This is a genomic window from Streptosporangium sp. LJ11 (assembly GCF_051918945.1).
Taxonomy (GTDB): Bacteria; Actinomycetota; Actinomycetes; order Streptosporangiales; family Streptosporangiaceae; genus Streptosporangium.
Genome location: NZ_JBPXMB010000015.1, coordinates 101,614 through 120,951, shown reverse-complemented (window position 1 = coordinate 120,951; position 19,338 = coordinate 101,614). Strand labels below are relative to the sequence as shown.

The window sequence follows — 19,338 nt, the reverse complement described above, 5'->3', positions numbered from 1 at the left end:
TTCGCCGGCGCCTGCGGCGGTCAGACGAGCGGCCGGAACAGCTCGGTTATGTCGTCGGCGAGCAGCACCAGAGCGGCCCCCGCCAGGCCGGTGACCGCCGCCGCCGCGACACCGGCCGGTTCCAGCGCGACGGACGCGGACGCGGTGCCGAAGGAGAGCACCACCCCGGCCAGCGAGGCGACGAGCAGCGCCCCGTTGTGGACGAGCCGCCCCGGCCCCACCGGCGTGGACGAAGGGCCGAAGCAGTTGCAGACCACGTGCCGGCGGAGGCGCACGGCCGTCGCGATCGCGACCGTGAACGCGGCCAGCAGCACCATCGCGATCACGAACCCGGCACCGGCCGTGGACGGGACGGCGAGCAGCACGGCCGCGGCCAGCTCGCCCGCGACGACCGCAGGCGGCACGAGGGCCCTCGGCACCAGGGGCAGCCGCGGTGCCAGTTCACCGGCGGCGGCGCGGAAGGAGGCGTAGGCGTCGCGGGAGCGCACCTTGCCCACCGCCGAGACCACGAGGACCACACCGACCAGAAGCCGGCAGCAGATCAGGACGTACTCCATGGAAACCCCTAATCTGGAGGGGGCGCCGCGACTCTTCGCCAGTCGCGGCACCCGTCCCTCCCCGATGGAGGCGGTCACTCACATGACGGGTCCGGCCGAGGCGGCCCGGCTCAGCACATCATGAACGGCGGGCAGGTGGACGGCGGGCACGGGTGGAGGGGAACGAAGGGCCCGTAGGGTGAGCTGTTCCCGCCGCAGATCGGCGTGCCGCACGGCAGAGTCTCCAGCACCTGCGTCACACCGTTGCAGATCTTGACCCGCTTCAGGCCTATCGTGTTGTACGGGACGCCCCCGACGGGAGGGCAGGTGAACTGTTGCCACTGCTCGACGCACGCCATCGCCTGCGCCTGCGTGCCGGGGACCAGACTCTCCAGCAATCGGTCGGCGAACGACCGAACGGTTCGAAGCATCGGTTGACCTTCTCTCTCATGACGGCTCCTCTCTTCGAGGGAGCCGAACGCTGCGACACGGATCAATCTAGGAAGCTCCCGCATGGGAACCGCATACAAGCGGCATGGTCGGCGAACACGCGTTCGGCCCGCCGCCTCCCGGGTCACGCACCCGCGAAGGGCTCGACGACACGGCAGGGGTTCGGGGACGGCGGTCTCCGAGTCCACAGGCGGATCTGACGTCACGCGATCATGATCGGCTCCAGGCGGGGCCACGCGAAGCCGCCAGGTGGGACCGTATGGAACCGTCCCGGCCACCAGATCGGAACACGGCGGTTCGGCGGCCCGGACACCCCGCGTTCCTACGTTCCGCCCCGGGCGGGAGGCCGGATGCCGACCGTCGTCGATCGGCAGCGCACTGCACGCGCTTTCAGCTCTCCGGTCGCGATCATGACTTGTACGACATCAGCCATCGAGACGAAGCCGGGTTTGTGAATGATCACCAGGTCCGGGCACCAGAAAGACCGGCCGTTGAGGCATCCGCCCGTACCCTGCCTGCGATCCATGATCCCGGAGATGGTCTCAAGGGTCATGAAGGTGGCAGGGCGCCGAGTGCCGTCAGGAAGCGTGATGGTCGCATCGGCCTGATCGGCGGTCTCGGGATCACGCCCTTCCCGGCCGGGGATTCAGCACCCGAAGCCAGGATCGCCGATGCGACGAAAGGGACCGTCGACCCCGACCACATGGCGAGTCTGCCGGCCTTGCACGTCGCGTGCCCGATGGGGCGATAAACGAGGGGGAACAGCGGGGAGTCACGGGGAACGCGATCAGTGTTGTGGGCCGCGTCTTCGCAGGTCGAGCAAGATCGGAATGCGTCTCCGCAAGCAGGATGTCAGGAGTTCGAACCTCCTGGGCTTCACCGTCGAAGGGCCGGGCAGGCGCGGGCCTCAGGCCACCCACCCGTTGCCCGCTCGTTGGACGGGATCTCGCCCCGATGATCCTCGCTCCGCTCGGGAGTTCTTTCCCGGGCATGCGTTCGGCCCGCAAGAAGGTCTTCACGTGGGGCGCTTCGCGCAAGAAGAGCGCAATTGCCGTCATTGACGCGAACGCGGTCTCTTCGAGCTCGTACAGCTGAGATGTACAGCTACATTTCGTTGCCTTCCATGGTTCGTCTACGTGCTTTGAGGGCGCGGCTGGAGGCTGTCGAGGAAGATGCGGGTGCGTCGGTCGTAGTCCTCGCGGGCGGGCTCAGGCCAGTCGCGCAGCACCAGGCCGTTGGTCACAGCATGCCCAAGTCCATCGCGGTGTTCGGCGCGGGATCCGGGCTGGGCCAGGCCGTTGCCCGCCGCTACGGGCGCGAGGGCTACGACGTGGTCCTCGTCGCCCGCCGCCGTGAGCCTCTGGAGCAGTTGGCCAAGGACCTGTCCGCCCACGGCGTCATCGCCCACGTCATCACCGCCGACCTCTCGGACACCGACGCCGTGCCCACCCTGGCTGAGCAGATCCGCTCTGCCGTCGGCCATCTCGATGTTCTTTACTATGGGCCGGCCGGTGGCGATGCCGGTTTCACACCGGCAGCCGAACTGGCCCCCGGGCAGCTCGCCGACCTCATGCCCCTGATGGTCTACACGCCCCTGGCGCTTGTGCGGGAGTTCCTCCCGCGCATGCTCGAACGCGGTGAGGGAGCCGTTCTCACCGCGCAGGGCGCCAGCGCCCTCGCCGGCGTGCCGAACATGAGCGGCCCCGGTCCCGCTACGGCGGCCCAGCGCAACTACCTGCAGTCCCTGCAGGCAGAGGTTGGTGACAAGGGCGTCTACATCGGCAGGATCTATGTCGGCGCCCTCATCGGCGGCAGCGCGATGGACGAGAAGATGCAGGCCGCGAGGGCAACCGGTGCGCCCGTTCCCGACTGGCAGACCGTCGCCCCCGCCACGCTGGCCGACCTCCTGTGGAACATGCACACCACCGGAACACCTTCTGAGACCATCTACCCCGAAGGGCTCTTCGATCACTGAACCCAAGCGCTCCCCACGACTGATGCCGGGGGATTCCAGCCGGTTCCCTTCGCCTGCCCGTGACCGCGACGGCCGGCCCAGCGTATGGTCCTTTCCGGAAAGACGGCGGCAGGAAGGCGCGAACGCGTGGCGTGGGCCGGCTACGAGCTGGAGTTCGAGGACACCTTCGAGGCCGACCGCCTCGACGAGGATCGCTGGGTTCCCCGGTACCTGCTCCAGTGGAGCGGCCGCGCGGCCTCCGCCGCCCGCCACGAGCTGGACGGCGGGCGCCTGCACCTGCTGATCGAGGAGGACCGGCCGCCCTGGTCGCCCGAGCTCGAGGGGTGGGGCCCAACGGCGTCGACATCACCAGTGGGGTCTCCCCCGGCGGGAAAACGGGCCGGGGTGGTCCGATCCACGTCCGCTACGAACTCTGGGACGCCGAGCCCGGCCCGCTTCCCTCCTGGGATCGCATGTGGGAAGGCGAGCTTCACCTGCGCACCGGCCGGATCGGCATCGTTGAGCATTTCGAAGAGGGGCGGGAGGAGTACCTCGAGTTCGACACGCGCAGGACCCGTTCTCCCTCCAAAGGGTGCGGGACCGGCTCGGAGTTTGCCTGGCACGAGCACACATCCTGCAAGACGGCGCCGAAGCCGCAACGGTCATCGCCACGGATGTGGCCCCGGATGCCGTCGACGCCTACGCCGTGACCGAACTTCGCCGTACCCCTGCCGCAGGTGGCAGAAATGGTGCGCCGCGTAGGAGTGGGCGTTCGCATTCCTTTGCAAGCAGGAAGCGGGGAGCTCGAATCCCCTGGGCTTCACCACCCTCGGAACACGAAGAACCCAGGCCAGGCGCGGGTGACCTAACCCGGTTTTTGATCTTCGTTCGAGCTCGTCCGGTTTCTGCCGGCTGTTCGGGCCGGAGCGGTGCGGCGGGTCGTCGGCGTTCACGCCGATCCGCCGGGGACCGCGAGACCGGTCTCGTAGGCGGCGACCACCGCCTGTACCCGATCACGCAGCCCGAGTTTGGTGAGCACGTTGCTGACGTGCGTTTTCACCGTGTGCTCGCTGAGCACCATGGCTGCGGCGATCTCCGCGTTGGACAGCCCGCGCGCGATCATCTGAAGTGTCTCCTGCTCGCGAACCGTGAGTACGGCGAGTCGCTCAGCAGATGGGGTGACAGGACGGGTGACCGCTCTGGAGGTGAAGTCGGCGATCAGCTTCCTCGTGACGGAAGGCGCGAGCAGTGACTCCCCGGCCGCGACCACCCGCACCGCGTGGACGAGGTCGTCGCGGCGGACGTCCTTGAGCAGGAACCCGCTCGCGCCCGCTCGTAGCGCGTCGTAAACGTAGTCGTCCAGGTCGAACGTGGTCAGCATGAGCACCCGGCAGTCGGTCTCGGCGCACACGATCCTGGCCGCTTCGATGCCGTTCATCGTGGGCATGCGGATGTCGAGGAGGAGCACGTCCGGCCGGTGCTCACGGACCGCCGCGACGGCCTCGGCACCGTCGTTCGCCTCGGCGACGACCTCGATGTCGGGCTGGGCGTCGAGGATCATGCTGAACCCGGCGCGCACCAGCTCCTGGTCGTCGGCCACCACGATTCTCAGGGTCATGCCGTCACCGCCTGCGCCAGCGGCAGCCGTACGAGCACCTGGAAACCCGGTCCGTCCGGGCGAGGGCCCATGGTGGCGGAGCCGCCGAAGGCGGCGGCGCGCTCGCGGATGCCGATGAGACCGTTTCCGCCGGCGGGGAAGGACGGCCCGGAGCCGCGGCCGTCGTCGGTGATGATGATCATAAGTGTGCCGTCCTGCCAGAGGAGCCGAATGTCGGCACGGGTGGCGCCCGCGTGCTTGACGATGTTGGTGAGGGCTTCCTGGGTCACCCGGTAGGCGGCGACCTCGATGTCGGGAAGCAGCGGCCTGGGCTCACCCGAGGTGGAGTAGGTCACGTCGAGCCCGGCGTCGGAGACCTGGTCGGCCAGCTCGGCCAGGTCGTCGATGGTCGGTTGCGGCGCGCGCGACCCCGTGTCCTCCTTGAGCGCGGTCAGCATGCGGCGGAGCTGGACCATGGCGTCGCGTCCCGCGGAGGCGATCGCGTCGAAGGCGGCCTCGGCGCGGGCCGGGTTGCTTCTGACCACGACGGGACCGGCCTCGGCCTGTACCACCATGAGGCTGACCGCGTGGGCGAGGATGTCGTGCATGTCGCGGGCGATCCGGGCTCGCTCGCGCTCGGCGGCCCGTTCGATCTCGGCCTGGCGCTCGTACTTCAGCCGGGAGGCCTGCTCCTCCAGGGCGGCGGCGTATGCGCGGGAGGCGGCGGAGGCGCGGCCGATCGCGTACGCGGCGACGAACAGCACGACGCCGCGCAGCGCGGTCTCCGAGGAGCCGACCAGGAGCAGGCCCCCGCCGACCGAGAAGACGAACATGATCATGCGGGGCAGGCGCGAGGAGTGGGCGGCGACCGTGTACATGGCGATGAGCCCGCCGTACCAGATCGGCTGTGAGGGGACCTCGTCCGCGAGGTCGTAGAGGGAGGTCGCGACGAGGGTGCATACCAGCGCGACCACCGGCGCCCGCCGTCGCCACACCAGCGGTACGGCGGCGGCGACCACGACCGCGTATCCCCACCAGTGCCATGGCACGGCATACGGGTTTTCGCGGGAGAGGAACGGCCACAACTGCACGCCCATCACCAGTACGGCGAGCGCTGTGTCCAGCCATGGGGGTGGAAGAGATCTCAACCAGCTGCGAGCTTGAACAAAAAACGGCAAGGCTGACACAGCGTCCAATCTTGCCTCCTCTTTCCGGCCGTCCGGCACGGCGAACACGGGGAACGCGAAACGACGGACCGGATGGCCCGCCGGTTGGCGTCCTGTCACGCGACGGCGGGGACGGGCTTGGCGGTACGGGAGACCTGACCGGCGAGAGGGGCGAAGGAGACGAGCAGAAGGACGGCCCCGAGCGGGATGAGGTCCTTGTCGACGAACGGGAGGAGGAGGTCGAGCAGGACCAGGAAGGGCGTCCAGACCTTGACGCGGCGGGTGACGGCGAGCTGGACGACGAGCGCGAGCTGGCCGATGTAGAAGAGGAACGGACCGCCGTCGTAGACGGCGATGGAGACACCGGGGGCGGCCTGGATCCGGTCGAAGAGGACGCCCATGCCGGCGCGGTCGGCGGACAGGAGGCCGACCACTATGTCGATGACGAACTGCGCGGAAAGCGCCAGGGTGCCGACGATTCCGATCGTGGCGCTCACATTGGAGAGGGTGTTTCGCCCCGCCATCCGGCGCATCTGCAGGAAGGTGGGGACGAACATGGCCAGGGCCGCGAGGAAGGCGAGGTGGCCGGTGGTCCAGGCGAGGCCGGGACCTCGGCTGCCGTCGAGTCCGTCGAGGATCCGGATCACTCCATAGGCCATGACGAGCAGGGGGGCTGCGACGAATGCGATGCGGGGGTTCATCCGGGAGACTCCTCAGTGGTTTGCTTACGCCTCGATCCTGGATTTCTCCGGCCTGAAAGTAATCGCCGAGGAGAGCGATCCCAGCGCTCCCTCTCACGAGGGAGTCGTCTCCCCCGTGTCGGCGACATCCCGGCCACCGGAGGCAGGTCTCGGGCGCCGTCCGGGGGCGCTCGCCACTGAACACCCAGGTGGAGGCGGAGCCCTGTGCGGCGGCGAGGTACAGCGACAGCGCCGCACAGCACCGCGCGCCGGCGTCCGCCATCACACGCCTGAGCAGGGCGGGGAGCCTCCCAGGTGGTGACCGGCTCCCGTTCGCAAGCGGGACGTCAAAAGTTCGAAATCGCATTGATTTCGAAATACTCGAAAGCGTCGGACGAATTTGTTAATCTCTTCAAATGGTACGTTCCATTACCGGATCGGCCTTGCGTGCCGGTAATCGCCGGTTGAGAATAAACGGGCAGCGGAAGGTTCTCGCGGATCCACGGAAAGGGTCACACCATGGGAGTTATGAAAAGGGCGATCGTCGGTATCGCCATCGCCGGAGCGGCTTTCTCCCTGACGGGTACCGCCCATGCCGGCACGGCGTCGACCTCGACCGTCGCGCTGGGAAGCAAGTTCTACGGCGGCTACCCCGACTCAGGTAACTGCAATTACTGGAGGTCCGCGGTCAAGGCGACAGGGGTCAACGTGTCATCCTGCACGTATTCGACGGCCAACAAGTGGCACTTCACGGCGTGGTGGTAACAGCCGCGACGGATCCGGCGTAATCGCCGAGCCCCAGGTGCGACGGTGGGCCCGGCCCTTGAGGGGTCGGGCCAGAAAGAGCATTTTCGCATAACGCGGGTGATTCCCCGATCGATTCGACTTCAGCCCGTGCTCAGGCCGGTGCGTGGCCGCCCGAGGCGAGTGCCGGGATCTTCACCCCTGTATCCCGATGAACTCGCGCAGCCAGTGGAAGCTCGCCTTCTCGGTGCGGACCTGCGTCTCGTAGTCGACGTGGACGAGCCCGAACCGGGCCGCGTACCCGCGGGCCCACTCGAAGTTGTCCAGCAGCGACCAGCAGAAGTAGCCGCGCACGTCCACACCGTCGGTCATCGCGGTGCGGATGGCGGCCAGGTGGTCGCGCAGGAAGTCGACGCGACCGGTGTCGTCGAGAGTCCCGTCGTCGCCGTAGCCGTTCTCGGTGATGAAGATCGGCGGCAGCGCGGGGTAGCGCCGGGTCAGGCCGAGGAGAGTCTGGTGAAGCCCCTGCGGCTCCATCGGCCAGCCCAGCCCGCTGGTCGCCGCGCCGTCCGGGGTGACGCTGCGCACCCCGAGGTCGAAGGCGGAGCGCAGCGCGGGGTCCGCCTGCTCGTACGGCGCCGCGGCGGCGTGGATGCGGTAGTAGTAGTTGACGCCCAGGAAGTCCAGCGGGGCGCCGATGACCTCCAGGTCGCCCTCGCGGCGGAAGGAGAAGTCGCTGATGGCGCCGAAGGTCTCCGCCATGTCGGACGCGTAGGCGCCGAGCAGCAGCGGGTCGGTGAACTGCCGGTTGACCAGCAGGTCCATCTTGCGTGCCGCGTCGGCGTCGGCCGCCGAACCGGTCGCGGGCACCGTGGGCGACATGTTGAGCGTGATGCCGACCTGTTGCCCCGCCTGAGCCCGCGCCCGCAGCCTGGCCACCGAGAGGCCGTGGCCCAGCAGCAGGTGGTGGGCGGCGGCGAGCGCGCCGTGACCCTCGCGCGCGCCGGGTGCGTGGCGGCCTTCCGCGTAGCCGACGATGGACGAGCAGTACGGCTCGTTCAGCGTGATCCAGTGTGACACCGTGTCGCCCAGCGCCTCGTGCGCGATCTCGGCGTAGTCGGCGAAGCGCTCGGCGGTGTCGCGGTCGCGCCAGCCGCCGCGGTCCTCCAGCGCTTGGGGCAGGTCCCAGTGGTAGAGGGTGACGTACGGTTCGATGCCGCGCTCGCACAGGGTGTCGGCGAGCCGCCGGTAGAAGTCGAGGCCGCGCTGGTTCACCCGGCCGTCGCCGTCGGGCACGATCCTGGGCCAGGCCAGCGAGAAACGGTAGGCGCCGGTGCCGAGCTTGTCCATCAGTTCCACGTCCTCCCGCCAGCGGTGGTAATGGTCGCAGGCGTGCTCGCCGCTCTCGCCCCTGGCCACCGCGCCGGGGACGCGGCAGAACGTGTCCCAGATCGAGGGCCCACGCCCGTCGGCGTCCACGGCGCCCTCGATCTGGTAGGCGGCGGTGGCCGTCCCCCACACGAAGCCGGCGGGAAAGGCGGTACGTTCCTGGGTCATCCCTTGATCGCTCCTGACATGATTCCCCCAATGATCTGACGGCCCAGCGCGGCGAAGACCGCCACGATCGGCACGATCGCGAGCACGGTGCCGGTGAGCACGAGTGCGTAGTCGGTGGTGTAGCCGCTGGCCAGGCTGGAGAGCGCGACCTGGACGGTCGGGTTCTCCGGCGTGAGGACGACCAGCGGCCAGAAGAAGTCGTTCCAGGCCTGCATGAAGGTGAACAGGCCGAGCACGGCGGCGGCCGGCCGGGCGGCGGGCAGCACGACGTGCCAGAACAGCCGCAGCGTGCTGCACCCGTCGATGCGACCGGCCTCCAGCAGTTCGTCGGGGATGGCACTGGAGAGGTACTGGGTCATCAGGAACACGCCGAACGCGGTGACCAGGCCGGGCACGATCACCGCCTCGAGCCTGCCGGTCCAGCCGAGCTCCGCCATGAGGATGTACAGCGGGATGATGCCGAGCTGCTGCGGCACGGTGGTGGTGGCGATGGCCATGACGAGCAGCACGTTGCGCCCGCGGAAGCGCAGCTTGGCGAAGGCGAAGCCGGCCAGCGTGGAGAACAGCACGACCGAGACGGTGACCGAGCCGGACACGAGGAAGGAGTTGAGCATCGCCTGGCCGAACGCGGTGGTGTCGAAGACCCGGGCGATGTTCTCGAACAGGTGACCGCCGGGGGTGAGGACCGGAGGGACGCTGGCGATGGCGTCGTTGTCGTGGGAGGCCACGATCAGCGACCAGTAGATGGGGAACAGCGAGCCGAGCAGCACGGCGACGAGCGCGGCGTAGGTCCAGAACCCCGCCCCCAGGGGATTGAGGCCACGGCGGACGGCCCGGGGGTTCAGGCCGCGCCGGACGGCGGTGAGGGTTGCCATGTCAGCTGCTCCTGATCCTGCGCGTGATGGCGAAGTTGACGAGCGCCATGACCACGATGATCATGCAGAGCGTCCAGGCGATCGCCGAGGCGTAGCCGAACTCGTACATGCTGAAGCCCTGCTCGTAGAGGTAGAGGCCGACGGTCTGGAACTGGCGGTCCGAGCCGCCGGTCGGGTTGCCGGTGCCGGCCTGGAACAGCAGCGGCTCGGCGATGATCTGGAAGCCGCCGATGGTCGACACGACGGCGGTGAAGATGATCGTGGGGCGGAGCATCGGCACGGTGATCTTCCGGAACTGGGTGAACTGGCTCGCGCCGTCCAGCCGGGCCGCCTCGTACAGGTCCTCGGGGATGGTCTGCATGGCGGCCAGGTAGATGAGGGCGTTGTAGCCGGTCCATCGCCAGATGACGATCATCGAGATCGCGACGTGCGAGGAGAGCGTGCCGGCCTGCCAGTCGATCGGATCCAGGCCCACCAGGCCGAGGGCCCAGTTGACCATGCCGAAGTCGCGGCCGAAGAGCTGGGCGAAGATGATCGTGACCGCGACGATCGAGGTCACGTTGGGCAGCAGCACGCCCATTCGGAACAGCGTGCGGGCACGCAGCCTGCGGTTGAGCATGTGCGCGATGAACAGCGCGGCCAGCAACTGCGGCACGGTGGACAACAGCCAGATGCTGACGGTGTTGAACAGCGCGTTCCAGAAGTAGTCGTCGGCCAGCAACTCGGCGTAGTTGGCCAGCCCCACCCACTCGCGGGCCGGATCCAGCAGGTTCCAGTCGGTGAGGGAGACGTAGGCGGTGTACAGCAGCGGGAACATGCCCACCACGCCGAACAGCAGGAAGAACGGGGCGATGTAGAGGTACGGCGAGCCCTTGACGTCGAGCTGGTAGGCCCAGCGGCGCCGGGGCCCTGATCTGACGGAGGTCACGGTCGGGGCTCCTCGGGGGATCCGCAGGTCACGGTCGGCTCCTCGGGGAAGGCGGAGGTCACGGTCGGCTCCTCGGGGGAAGGAAGACGACGGCGGGCCCTGACCGCCCGCCGTCGCCGGCTCTCACGGATCGACGCGCGTCACTTGCTGATGCGCTCGACGTCCTCGAGCATCTGCGTCCATGCCTCGGCGCCGTCCTGCTTGCCCTCCTCCACGCGGTTGATCGAGTCGCGGATGGCGGTCTGGATGTCGCCGGCCCTCGGGCCCTGGTACTGCGGCTTGAGGTTGCGGGCGGCGGTGGTGAAGATCTGCCCGATCGGCGCGTCGTTGAAGAACTCGTGCTTGAGCCCGGTCACCTCGGGCTTGTCGTAGGTGGCGACGGTGGAGGGCAGGATGCCGTGCTTGGTGAACACCTCGATCTGCTGTTCGGGCGCCGTCAGCCAGGTGATCAGCTCCACGGCCTCCTTCAGGTGCTTGCTCTGCGCGGGGACGGTCAGGTAGGAGCCGCCCCAGTTGCCGCCGCCGCCGGGGATGGCGGTCACGTCCCACTGCCCGGCGAAGGCCTTGCCCTGGTCCTGGATCTTGGCGAGCATCCAGGCGGGGCAGGCGATGGTGGCGAACTGGCTCTTGGCGAAGCCGGTGTTCCAGGCGGGCGAGCTGCCGACGAGCTTGGCCGACTGGCCGTCGGCCACGGCCTTGAGCACCTCGTCGTAGGCGGAGCGGACGGCCGGGTTGGTGGCGACCACGACGTTGTCCTGGGTGTCGTAGTAGCCGGTCTCGGCCTGGCCGATCATCGCGTTGAACACCTGGGGGCCGCCGTCGAAGAACGCGGCGCCCTCGGGCTTCTTGGCGGTGTAGCGCTTGCCGGTCTCGAAGTAGGACGTCCAGTCGGGCCAGAGCTTGGCGACCTCGTCACGGTCGGTGGGCAGCCCGGCCTTCTTGAACAGGTCGCGGCGGTAGCACATGGCCAGGCCGCCGACGTCGGTGCCGTAGCCGATCTGGGCCCCCGACTTGGCCAGCGAGGCCTCCCACTTCCACGGCAGCCAGCGGTCCTTGAGCTGGTCGGCGCCGTGCTGGCGCAGGTCGGCGAAGTGCTGGGGCTGGTTCCTGAACTGGGCGACGAAGCCGGTGTCGATCGCCTCGATGTCGGCGGTACCGCTGCGGGTGGCCAGGTGCGCCGCGAGGTTGCGGTGGTGGTCGTTGTACGCCGACGTCCTCTCGACGATCTTGATGTTGGGGTGAGCCGCCTCGTACTTGGCGTAGAGCTCCTTGAAGCCCATGTTCCCGAACAGGTTGAGGGTCAGGGTGATCTTTCCGTCGGCCGGCGTGGAGCCCGCGGAGGGGGAGGGGGAGCCGCCGCAACCGGCGGCGAGCATGCCGGCGGCCAGCACTCCGGCGGCGAGACGGATTCGTCCAGCAGACACCTGGGACTCCTTCGAAGGGAGAGGAATGGTGACTGCGAGATGCGATGAGAAGGCCGAGCCCCGCGGCAACGGTGCGGCATCGGCCTGTTAGTGGGACATTTCACAGATCGCCGGCACCCTCTGTCAAGTCACAGAAAAGTCACGCGGCGGAAATCCACGGGGGTGGGTTGACATGGTTCGGGCTCTCACATAACTTCCATGCAACCGGTTACATGAAACCGGTTTCAGCGAGATGCGATAACGTACGCCCGTGGCAACGATTCGAGAGCTGGCGCGCCTTTGCGGGGTGTCGTCGGCGACTGTCTCCCGCGTGTTCAACAACCCCGAGGTGGTGAACGCCCAGACCCGCGAACTCATCCTCAGCACCGCGGCACGCATCGGATACCTGCCCAACGAGTCGGCCCGCACCCTGGCCACCAAGAGGTCCCGCACGGTCGGCCTGATCTGGGACACCGACCACCGCCGCCCCGGCTGGCGACACCCGTTCTTCCAGGAAATCCTCATCGGGCTGAAGACCGCGCTGAGCGAGCGCGGCTACCACCTGCTCATGCTCGCCACCAGCGAGGACGGCACGCCCGACAGCTTTCTCCGCGCCGTGCGCAGGCACAACCTCGACGGCGTGGTCTTCATAGACAACGGCAGGGCCGACCCCTCGCTCCAGCCGCTGGCGGCGTCGGAGGTGCCCTGCGTCTCCCTCGACCGGCCCGTCCAGGGGCCGCGGACCACCTACGTGACCTCCGACAACGTGGGCGGGGCGCGCGAGGCGGTCCGTCACCTGCACGCGACCGGACGCCGGGTCATCGCCACCATCACCGGCCCGGCCCGCACCAGACCGGGCGCGGAGCGGTTGCGCGGCTACCTGGAGGAGCTGGCCGCGCTCGGACTGGCGCACCGGCCGGAGCTGGTCGTCGAGGGCGACTTCTACCTGTCGAGTGGTCAGGCCGCGATGCGCGCCCTGCTGGAGCTGGAGGAGCCGCCCGACGCGGTGTTCGCCGCGGGCGACGAGATGGCGATCGGCGCGCTGCGGGCCGTGACCGAGGCGGGGCTGAAGGTGCCCGAGGACATCGCGCTGGTCGGGTTCGACGACATCGAGCTGGCCGCGCTGGTGCCGCCGGGGCTGACGACCCTGGCCCAGGACAAGGCGGGCTTCGGTACGGCGGCGGCCGCGGCGGTCATCACGATGATCAACGAAGGCGTCACCCCTCTCCCGCGGGTCCTGCCCACCCGGCTGGTCGTCCGCGGCTCCACCGGGTAGACCTGGCCCGCGTGCCCTGTGAGGTCCGCGGCTCCTCACCATGGCCGAATCTGCAAGACATGTGTCCTTGCGGCCATGACCGCGCAGGGCCAAGTATGACGACATGTCGCACCGCGTCGTCATCATGCTTTTCGACGGCTTCCAGTTGCTCGATCTCGCCGGCCCGGCCGATGTCTTCTCCGCGGCCGGACTGCTGAATCCGAGCGCCGACTACCGGGTGGAGGTCACGGCTGTCGAGGCGGGGGCCGTGCGCTCCCTGTCCGGCGTCACCGTGGTCGTCGAGACGCCGCTGCGAAACGTGGAAGGCCCGATCGACACGCTGCTGGTCGTCGGCGGTCTCCCGGCCCGTACGGCGGTCGCCGACACGGCGGCACTGGTTCCGGAGGTACGCAGGCTCGCCGGGGAGTCAGGCCGGTTCGGATCCATCTGCTCGGGCACGTTGCTGCTGGCCGAGGCCGACCTGCTGGAAGGGCGGCGGGTGACCACTCACTGGGCGGTGGGGGACATGCTCGCCCGCGAGCATCCGAACGTGCGGGTGGACGCCGATCGTATCTACGTGCGCGACGGCAACGTGTGGACTTCGGCGGGGGTCACCTCGGGAATCGACCTCGCTCTCGCCCTCGTCGCTCACGACCACGGGCACGATCTGGCCAGGGAGATCTCTCGCTGGCTGGTCGTGTACCTGCAGCGACCAGGTGGACAGAGCCAGTTCAGCACGCCGCTGAGCGCGCGGACACCAAAGCGTGAGCCTCTGCGCGACCTGCAGGGGTGGATCGAGGAGAGCCTGAACGCCGACCTGTCGGTGGAGGTCCTCGCGGGACGCGTGAACATGAGTGTCCGCCACTTCTCACGTGTGTTCAGGACCGAGGTCGGCATGCCACCCGCGCGGTATGTCGAGCACGCGCGGGCGGCGGCGGCCAGGCGGCTGCTGGAAGGCACCGATGAGCCGCTCGACCGGATCGCCGCCCGGGTCGGACTCGGGACGCCCGAGACCCTCCATCGCGTCTTCCGCCGCCATCTCAAGATCTCACCGGGAGAGTACCGGCGCAGATTCCATGACAAGGAGAGCTGACATGCACATCGCGATCCCCCTGTACGCGGGTTACGACGCCATGGACGCCTTGGGGCCGTACTTCGTGCTCCGGAACGTTCCCGGTGCGACGGTCACCTTCGTGGCAGAGCGGCCGGGCGTCATCGCCGACGAGGGGGTCACGCTGACCGCCACCGCTTCCTTCACCGACCTGCCCAGACCCGATGTCCTGGTGGTGCCGGGTACCAAGGACGTGAAGCGGAGCACGGCGGATCAGGAGTTGATCCGCTACGTGAAGGCGGCGCACCCGACCACCACGTGGACCACCTCGGTGTGCGTGGGCTCGCTCACGCTCGGCGCGGCAGGCCTGCTGGAGGGAGTCAGGGCGACCACTCACTGGGTGGCCCACGACCTGCTCGCGCGGTTCGGGGCGCAGCCGGTCGACGAGCGCTTCGTCAGGGACGGCAGGATCATAACTTCGGGCGGCGTGCTGGCCGGCATCGACATGGCGCTCCACCTCGCGTCCTTGCTGGCGGGCGAGGACGGCGAGGACATTGCCATGGCGATCCAGCTCGGGTTGGAGTACGCACCGGAGCCACCGTTCGACGCCGGGACGCCGAAGACCGCTCCCGCAGAGATCACTGAGCTGGTGCGTTCCTTCCTGAGGGATGTTTGATCTCGTAGGGGTGGTGGTCCATCGCGTGCAGGGGGCGAGGAAAGAGCGTCGTTCCCACGCGGTGATCTGTCGAACGGAGGCAGGGCCACGGTCCGCCGCACCGAGGAAAGCGCTGTGTGGGGAACCCGGGGCCGTTCTCGCGCGTGACCGGCGAGTCCGAGCCGACACTATGGTTCGTCGCGCTCCGCATGCCGCCTCCGAGCCTCGCGTTTCGCCCATTCCAGCCGTTGAGCCGCGCGCTCGGCCGTCACACGCTCATGTAACGTCGGCACTCTTCGACGCTCATGCCGGATCGCCAACCGCACCACCCAGTAAACGATGAAGAAAAACACGGCAGCGGAAATCGCCCAGCCTACGAGCACGACGAGAACTTCCGCCATCCCAGACTCCCCATCCGCTCTGCGAACCAGGAGGGTAAGCATTCCCGATCAGCCATTCAGCGTCCATGCTTCTCGCGCCGTATGCTGCGTCGCAGTACTCACCGAAATGCTCGGAGCGCGCCTCTTACGGGGGCCGTGGTCGTCGACCGCGAGTGGTTCTCCGCACGTCTGAAACGCGTGAGGAAACCGGTGCGCTCAGACCGGGCCGGGATCGTCCAGATAGTCGGCGCGCCCTTCGTCATCAAGCTCGAACGGGCCCTCGGGGATGATGCAGAACTCGTTTCCCTCGGGGTCGGCCATGACGAGGAAACCTCCCTCCTCGTATCCCTCCAGCCGCCGTCCGCCCAACGACTCGACTCGCCGCTGCTCCGCCGGCGGGTCCGCCGCCGCGAGGTCGAAGTGAACCCGGTTCTTGCCGACCTTCGGCTCGCCGGACTTCTGGAAACCCACTCCCAGGCCGTTCTCACGTTCGAGCCAGACATACGGGCCCATGCGCCCCGCGATCGGTCTTCCAAGGAGCACTCCCCAGAACGTGGCCAGGCGTTCGGGGTCGGCACAGTCGATGATGATGTCTTTGATGTGCATGTGCGGGTCCGCCATCTCGCAATGCTCCCAGATCCGCCCTTCGACACCGCAACAGGAGAGGGATCTACGGAGCGGACCACCAAGCCCTCGGTTCACCCTGGCCGGGTCCCTCAGTGAGCTCACGCCCCTCGACGTGGTCGAGGCCATCGAGGACGATGCGCCCGCGCGCCGGATCGGTTGATCTTGATCCTGGCTTAGATGTACCACTCGGCAAGATAGGAGATGTTGTGACAATGCCACTCGGTCGAATGCCGGCGGAGATGACAGCGGTGGTGTTCGTGCCAGACCTCGGCTCGTGATCCGGTCTGATCTCATGCCGGATTTCAAGGTGGTGGAGACGGTGCTCTTCGGCATTTTTCGGCGTTTTTTAGGATCTGGCCTGCGGGGCGGTCCCGGGTTACCATGATCGAGTTGTGCTCCGGGCTTCAACGCGAGCGGCCGTCACCGGACGGTTCCGAAGCCATCCGCATCGAATGACCGCGCTGGAGAGCATGTGCCCGTCCTTGACAGCCCGCGGCGGGCACCGGTCGTTCTGGCGTACGCGACCTTCGTACTGGCCGGGTTGAACGCCGGTGTGGGCGGAGTGCTGCTGCCCGCGCTGATCGGCGACTACGGCGTCGACATGGCGACGATCGGTATCACCTTCTTCGCCTCCTCCGCCGGGTTCATGCTCGCCGGATCCGCCACGGGTCCGCTGCTCGAGCGCCTCGGTACGCGCCTGGCCCTCGCCGTCGGCGGCGGCCTGTACGTGATGGCCACGCTGTACATGGCCACCCGCCCGCCGTTCGTGGCCTTCGTGGCGGTGCAGCTGCTGGTCGGCTATGGCACCGGCGTGCTGGAGTCGGTGCTCAACGCCTACCTCGCGGAGCTGCCCTCGGCCACGACGCTGCTCAACCGCCTGCACGCGTTCTTCGGGGTCGGCGCGCTGCTCGGCCCGTTGACGGCCGCCTGGATGCTGACCTTCCTGCCGTGGACGGCTGTGTGGCTGGTACTGGCGGTGGCGTGCCTGCCGCTGGTGGCCGGCTTCCTGATGGCCTATCCCCGGCGCTCCCCCGCGGGTGACGGCGCGGCCGAGCCCCCCGTGAGGGCGGGGTCTTCGTATCCTGACGCCCCGGCGCCTCCGACGGTCCCCGAGGACTCCGAACCGGAGCGGGGCGGTCTGCTGACCGCCGTCATGCGCTCGCCCGCGGTGGTGCTGGCCTCGGTGTTCCTCGCCGTGTACGTCGGCCTGGAGATCAGTGTGGGCAACTGGGGGTTCACCTTCCTGGTGGAGGAGCACGCGCAGACCGGCCTGACCGCCGGGTACATCTCCAGCGGTTACTGGCTCGGGCTGACCCTGGGCCGGTTCCTGATCAGTCCGGTCGCCACCCGGATGGGACTGACCGCGGCCGGCATGACCTACGCCTGCCTGGCCGGCGTGACGGCGAGCGCGGTGCTCACCTGGGCGGCGCCGGGAGCGGTCGTGGCCACCGCCGGTTTCTTCCTGCTCGGCTTCTTTCTCGGGCCCATCTTCCCGACGGCCATGGCGGTGGTGCCCGATCTGACCACGACCCGGCTGGTGCCGACGGCCATCGGCATCATGAACGGGGTGTCGGTCATCGGTGGCGCGGCGCTTCCCTGGCTGACCGGCGTCGTCGGACAGAGCGCCGGGATCTGGACCCTGATGCCCTCCACCGTGCTCCTCGCCCTGCTGCAGCTCGCTCTCTGGCGGATGATCGTCGCCCGGATGGCTCCGGCCTGACCCGGTGCCGGACCGGGATCCGCGCGGCCGTCCCCTCCGCGGACCCCGGCCCGCACCCGGAGGCCGGCGCGGCGGTGCCGCCGGCCGGGTTCGTCCGCCGGGTGGGGACGCCCCGCGCCGGCAGGCCGTTACCTCCAGCGTGGTCGCGGTCGTGCTGACGGAACGCTCCGGTGTAGCCGGCGTCCGGCCAGGGTGAGGACGGCCGTGGTGTAGCCGCAGAGCACGGCGAGCCCGGCCCACCAGGCGAGGGGGTGGTAGCCCGCCGACGGAGCGTAATGGGCGACCACCTGCGGATACTCGTGGATGCTCTGCTGGACGGCGAAACCGGCGGCGGGTGTGAGGCGCAGCAGCCACCTGGCCGTGTCGTCGGGCAGGAGCGGCAGGACCGCCAGGAGGTACGGGAGGACGACCACCGAGATCGCGACGAGGATCGCCGCCCAGGTTCGCCGCAACAGCGCGCCGAGGGCGAGCGCGAGGACGGCGGCGATCGCGAGCAGCGCCGCGACACCGGTGGCGACCCGCAGTCCCGTGAGGGCCGACGCCGGAATGACACCGAGACCGTTGGCCCGCAGGACGGCCGGGCCGGCCGTCACCATGACCGCCGCGGAGACCAGTCCGGCCAGGAAGGTGACCGCGCCGATCACGAGGGCCTTCGCCGCCAGTGTCCGGCCGGTGAGTGGCGCGCCTCCGGTCACGCCCGGCCGGTACTCGACGGTCACGAATCGCACGGCCACCACGAGCACGATGATCAGGCCGATGACGAGGCCGACGAGGCCGCTCTCCACGGGGTGGCCGCCCTGGGGGCCGCTCGGCCCGATGTCGCCGGTTCCGGTGACGGTGAACGCGCCGTTCGACTCGACGAGCCCGGCCGCCCGGTGGTGCTTCTCCCAGTCGGTGTGTCCCATCTCGCCCACGCTGCCGTGGCTCCATTCGCCGCCGGACGCGCCGCCCTCCACGCTGACGTGGTCGAAGGTGGCGGTGGCCTGGGTGAAGCGCGACTCCGGGAGGCTCGCGCCCAGAGCGACCGGTCTGAGCGTCAGGTCACCCGGGGACGTGACGAAGAGCCCGACCCGTACCGTCTCGGGCAGCGCGGCGAGGCGGGCGGTGCCGACCTTCGCCCATCGCGTGCCGTCGGCCGACTCGTGGCCGGTGATGGTGTCGCCGGCGCGGGTCAGGCGCAGCCAGCGCGGTGTCCCCGCCGAGACGCCGCCCGCGCGGCCGGCCGTGTCGTGGACGTAGTCGTGCTGCATCCGCACGCCGTGCGCGCCCGTGAGCATCAGCGCCGCGTAGGGGGAACCCTGTGCGACACCGTCCTTGATGATGACTCCGGCCTTCGCCCAGGGCACGAGGCCGGGGACGATCTCGTCGTGGTCGGGCGGCGGATAGGTGATGATGCCGGTCATGGACGTCACGCGGACGGTGATGCTGCCGTTCTCGCCCAGGGGCCGGTGCACGAAGTAGAACGTGTCGCTCACCGTCCGGCCGTGCGGCCCGACCGGATCGGTGGGACAGGGAACCTCCACCGGGCCCTTGCTGCAGTGGGTGCCGCTGCCCAGGGTGATCGCGTGGAGCAGTCCGAGCAGGATGGTGACGAGGATCGCGGCCGCCATGGCGATCATCCGGCCCCGGGTGCGGAACCTCGCCCACTCCTGGCGTACATGTGCGGTCAAGGACGGCTCGGTGGTGTCTTCGTGGTTTTCTCGCATGCGGCCGGTTCTACGGATCCGGCCCTAACATGGCCCGAACCACCCCTGTCACGC

At 68.9% G+C, this 19,338-nt stretch carries 18 protein-coding genes; 6 read left to right on the top strand and 12 right to left on the bottom strand.

Annotated features, from left to right (window positions below; translation table 11 throughout):
• Positions 1–20: 20 nt before the first annotated feature.
• Together ACTOQ3_RS22685 and ACTOQ3_RS22680 are read right to left on the bottom strand one after the other, a co-directional pair.
• Entirely contained in the window at positions 21–557 is a 537-nt protein-coding gene (locus ACTOQ3_RS22685) for a MauE/DoxX family redox-associated membrane protein (RefSeq protein WP_440085354.1), read from the bottom strand.
• A gap of 110 nt (positions 558–667) precedes the next feature.
• Entirely contained in the window at positions 668–967 is a 300-nt protein-coding gene (locus tag ACTOQ3_RS22680) for a hypothetical protein (RefSeq protein ID WP_440085353.1), read from the bottom strand.
• Between the two features lie 1,265 nt (positions 968–2,232).
• On the opposite strand from ACTOQ3_RS22680, the gene ACTOQ3_RS22675 reads away from it, so the two are divergent.
• The gene (locus tag ACTOQ3_RS22675; RefSeq protein WP_440085352.1) at positions 2,233–2,961 is read left to right on the top strand and encodes an SDR family NAD(P)-dependent oxidoreductase; all 729 of its coding nucleotides are present in this window, start codon (positions 2,233–2,235) and stop codon (positions 2,959–2,961) included.
• Positions 2,962–3,889: 928 nt separating this feature from the next.
• On the opposite strand, the gene ACTOQ3_RS22670 is transcribed toward ACTOQ3_RS22675, so the two are convergent.
• The 3 genes from ACTOQ3_RS22670 to ACTOQ3_RS22660 all read right to left on the bottom strand — a co-directional run bounded on the left by ACTOQ3_RS22670 (position 3,890) and on the right by ACTOQ3_RS22660 (position 6,404).
• Positions 3,890–4,558: a response regulator gene (locus tag ACTOQ3_RS22670; protein ID WP_440085351.1), complete on the bottom strand. Its 669-nt coding sequence runs from the start codon at positions 4,556–4,558 to the stop codon at positions 3,890–3,892.
• Positions 4,555–5,685, bottom strand: a complete 1,131-nt coding sequence (locus ACTOQ3_RS22665) for a sensor histidine kinase (RefSeq protein WP_440085350.1) — start codon at positions 5,683–5,685, stop codon at positions 4,555–4,557. Before ACTOQ3_RS22665 ends, ACTOQ3_RS22670 begins: the two co-directional genes overlap by 4 nt.
• Positions 5,686–5,819: 134 nt before the next feature.
• Entirely contained in the window at positions 5,820–6,404 is a 585-nt protein-coding gene (locus ACTOQ3_RS22660; protein WP_440085349.1) for a hypothetical protein, read from the bottom strand.
• A gap of 498 nt (positions 6,405–6,902) precedes the next feature.
• On the opposite strand from ACTOQ3_RS22660, the gene ACTOQ3_RS22655 reads away from it, so the two are divergent.
• Positions 6,903–7,148 carry a hypothetical protein gene (locus tag ACTOQ3_RS22655; RefSeq protein WP_440085348.1) on the top strand — a complete coding sequence of 82 codons (246 nt, stop codon included), beginning with the start codon at positions 6,903–6,905 and terminating at the stop codon, positions 7,146–7,148.
• Positions 7,149–7,322: 174 nt separating this feature from the next.
• On the opposite strand, the gene ACTOQ3_RS22650 is transcribed toward ACTOQ3_RS22655, so the two are convergent.
• From ACTOQ3_RS22650 to ACTOQ3_RS22635, 4 genes are all read right to left on the bottom strand, one after another.
• Complete coding sequence (locus tag ACTOQ3_RS22650) at positions 7,323–8,684, bottom strand: GH1 family beta-glucosidase (protein WP_440085347.1); 1,362 nt, start codon at positions 8,682–8,684, stop codon at positions 7,323–7,325.
• A complete protein-coding gene (locus tag ACTOQ3_RS22645) occupies positions 8,681–9,559 on the bottom strand; it encodes a carbohydrate ABC transporter permease (protein ID WP_350968579.1) in 879 nt (292 codons plus the stop codon). The genes ACTOQ3_RS22650 and ACTOQ3_RS22645 overlap by 4 nt, the downstream gene beginning before the upstream one ends.
• Before the next feature lies 1 nt (position 9,560).
• Positions 9,561–10,487 (bottom strand): carbohydrate ABC transporter permease, encoded by a 927-nt coding sequence (locus ACTOQ3_RS22640; RefSeq protein WP_344744927.1) that lies wholly within the window; start codon positions 10,485–10,487, stop codon positions 9,561–9,563.
• Between the two features lie 140 nt (positions 10,488–10,627).
• Positions 10,628–11,911: an ABC transporter substrate-binding protein gene (locus ACTOQ3_RS22635; RefSeq protein ID WP_440085346.1), complete on the bottom strand. Its 1,284-nt coding sequence runs from the start codon at positions 11,909–11,911 to the stop codon at positions 10,628–10,630.
• Positions 11,912–12,161: 250 nt separating this feature from the next.
• On the opposite strand from ACTOQ3_RS22635, the gene ACTOQ3_RS22630 reads away from it, so the two are divergent.
• The 3 genes from ACTOQ3_RS22630 (at position 12,162) to ACTOQ3_RS22620 (ending at position 14,872) form a co-directional block, all read left to right on the top strand.
• Positions 12,162–13,166 carry a LacI family DNA-binding transcriptional regulator gene (locus ACTOQ3_RS22630; RefSeq protein ID WP_440085345.1) on the top strand — a complete coding sequence of 335 codons (1,005 nt, stop codon included), beginning with the start codon at positions 12,162–12,164 and terminating at the stop codon, positions 13,164–13,166.
• Between the two features lie 103 nt (positions 13,167–13,269).
• Positions 13,270–14,238 carry a GlxA family transcriptional regulator gene (locus tag ACTOQ3_RS22625; protein ID WP_440085344.1) on the top strand — a complete coding sequence of 323 codons (969 nt, stop codon included), beginning with the start codon at positions 13,270–13,272 and terminating at the stop codon, positions 14,236–14,238.
• Position 14,239: 1 nt separating this feature from the next.
• Positions 14,240–14,872, top strand: coding sequence for a DJ-1/PfpI family protein (locus tag ACTOQ3_RS22620; RefSeq protein WP_440085343.1), 633 nt, complete (start codon positions 14,240–14,242; stop codon positions 14,870–14,872).
• A 167-nt stretch (positions 14,873–15,039) separates the two neighbouring features.
• Here the strand turns inward: ACTOQ3_RS22620 and ACTOQ3_RS22615 are convergent, their stop codons facing one another.
• Both ACTOQ3_RS22615 and ACTOQ3_RS22610 read right to left on the bottom strand, forming a co-directional pair.
• Positions 15,040–15,252 (bottom strand): hypothetical protein, encoded by a 213-nt coding sequence (locus tag ACTOQ3_RS22615; RefSeq protein WP_440085342.1) that lies wholly within the window; start codon positions 15,250–15,252, stop codon positions 15,040–15,042.
• Between the two features lie 195 nt (positions 15,253–15,447).
• The gene (locus tag ACTOQ3_RS22610) at positions 15,448–15,837 is read right to left on the bottom strand and encodes a VOC family protein (RefSeq protein ID WP_440085341.1); all 390 of its coding nucleotides are present in this window, start codon (positions 15,835–15,837) and stop codon (positions 15,448–15,450) included.
• Between the two features lie 493 nt (positions 15,838–16,330).
• On the opposite strand from ACTOQ3_RS22610, the gene ACTOQ3_RS22605 reads away from it, so the two are divergent.
• Positions 16,331–17,578 (top strand): MFS transporter, encoded by a 1,248-nt coding sequence (locus tag ACTOQ3_RS22605; RefSeq protein ID WP_440085340.1) that lies wholly within the window; start codon positions 16,331–16,333, stop codon positions 17,576–17,578.
• A gap of 128 nt (positions 17,579–17,706) precedes the next feature.
• On the opposite strand, the gene ACTOQ3_RS22600 is transcribed toward ACTOQ3_RS22605, so the two are convergent.
• Positions 17,707–19,284 (bottom strand): hypothetical protein, encoded by a 1,578-nt coding sequence (locus tag ACTOQ3_RS22600; protein WP_440085339.1) that lies wholly within the window; start codon positions 19,282–19,284, stop codon positions 17,707–17,709.
• Positions 19,285–19,338 lie beyond the last annotated feature (54 nt).

Excerpts from the sequence above, each read along its gene's own strand:
- ACTOQ3_RS22650 (WP_440085347.1), bottom strand. The coding sequence starts at position 8,684 with ATGACCCAGGAACGTACCGCCTTTCCCGCCGGCTTCGTGTGGGGGACG.
- ACTOQ3_RS22655 (WP_440085348.1), top strand. The coding sequence starts at position 6,903 with ATGGGAGTTATGAAAAGGGCGATCGTCGGTATCGCCATCGCCGGAGCG.
- ACTOQ3_RS22620 (WP_440085343.1), top strand. The coding sequence starts at position 14,240 with ATGCACATCGCGATCCCCCTGTACGCGGGTTACGACGCCATGGACGCC.
- ACTOQ3_RS22610 (WP_440085341.1), bottom strand. The coding sequence starts at position 15,837 with ATGCACATCAAAGACATCATCATCGACTGTGCCGACCCCGAACGCCTG.
- ACTOQ3_RS22615 (WP_440085342.1), bottom strand. The coding sequence starts at position 15,252 with ATGGCGGAAGTTCTCGTCGTGCTCGTAGGCTGGGCGATTTCCGCTGCC.
- ACTOQ3_RS22600 (WP_440085339.1), bottom strand. The coding sequence starts at position 19,284 with ATGCGAGAAAACCACGAAGACACCACCGAGCCGTCCTTGACCGCACAT.
- ACTOQ3_RS22625 (WP_440085344.1), top strand. The coding sequence starts at position 13,270 with ATGTCGCACCGCGTCGTCATCATGCTTTTCGACGGCTTCCAGTTGCTC.
- ACTOQ3_RS22670 (WP_440085351.1), bottom strand. The coding sequence starts at position 4,558 with ATGACCCTGAGAATCGTGGTGGCCGACGACCAGGAGCTGGTGCGCGCC.
- ACTOQ3_RS22660 (WP_440085349.1), bottom strand. The coding sequence starts at position 6,404 with ATGAACCCCCGCATCGCATTCGTCGCAGCCCCCCTGCTCGTCATGGCC.
- ACTOQ3_RS22645 (WP_350968579.1), bottom strand. The coding sequence starts at position 9,559 with ATGGCAACCCTCACCGCCGTCCGGCGCGGCCTGAACCCCCGGGCCGTC.
- ACTOQ3_RS22675 (WP_440085352.1), top strand. The coding sequence starts at position 2,233 with ATGCCCAAGTCCATCGCGGTGTTCGGCGCGGGATCCGGGCTGGGCCAG.
- ACTOQ3_RS22680 (WP_440085353.1), bottom strand. The coding sequence starts at position 967 with ATGCTTCGAACCGTTCGGTCGTTCGCCGACCGATTGCTGGAGAGTCTG.
- ACTOQ3_RS22685 (WP_440085354.1), bottom strand. The coding sequence starts at position 557 with ATGGAGTACGTCCTGATCTGCTGCCGGCTTCTGGTCGGTGTGGTCCTC.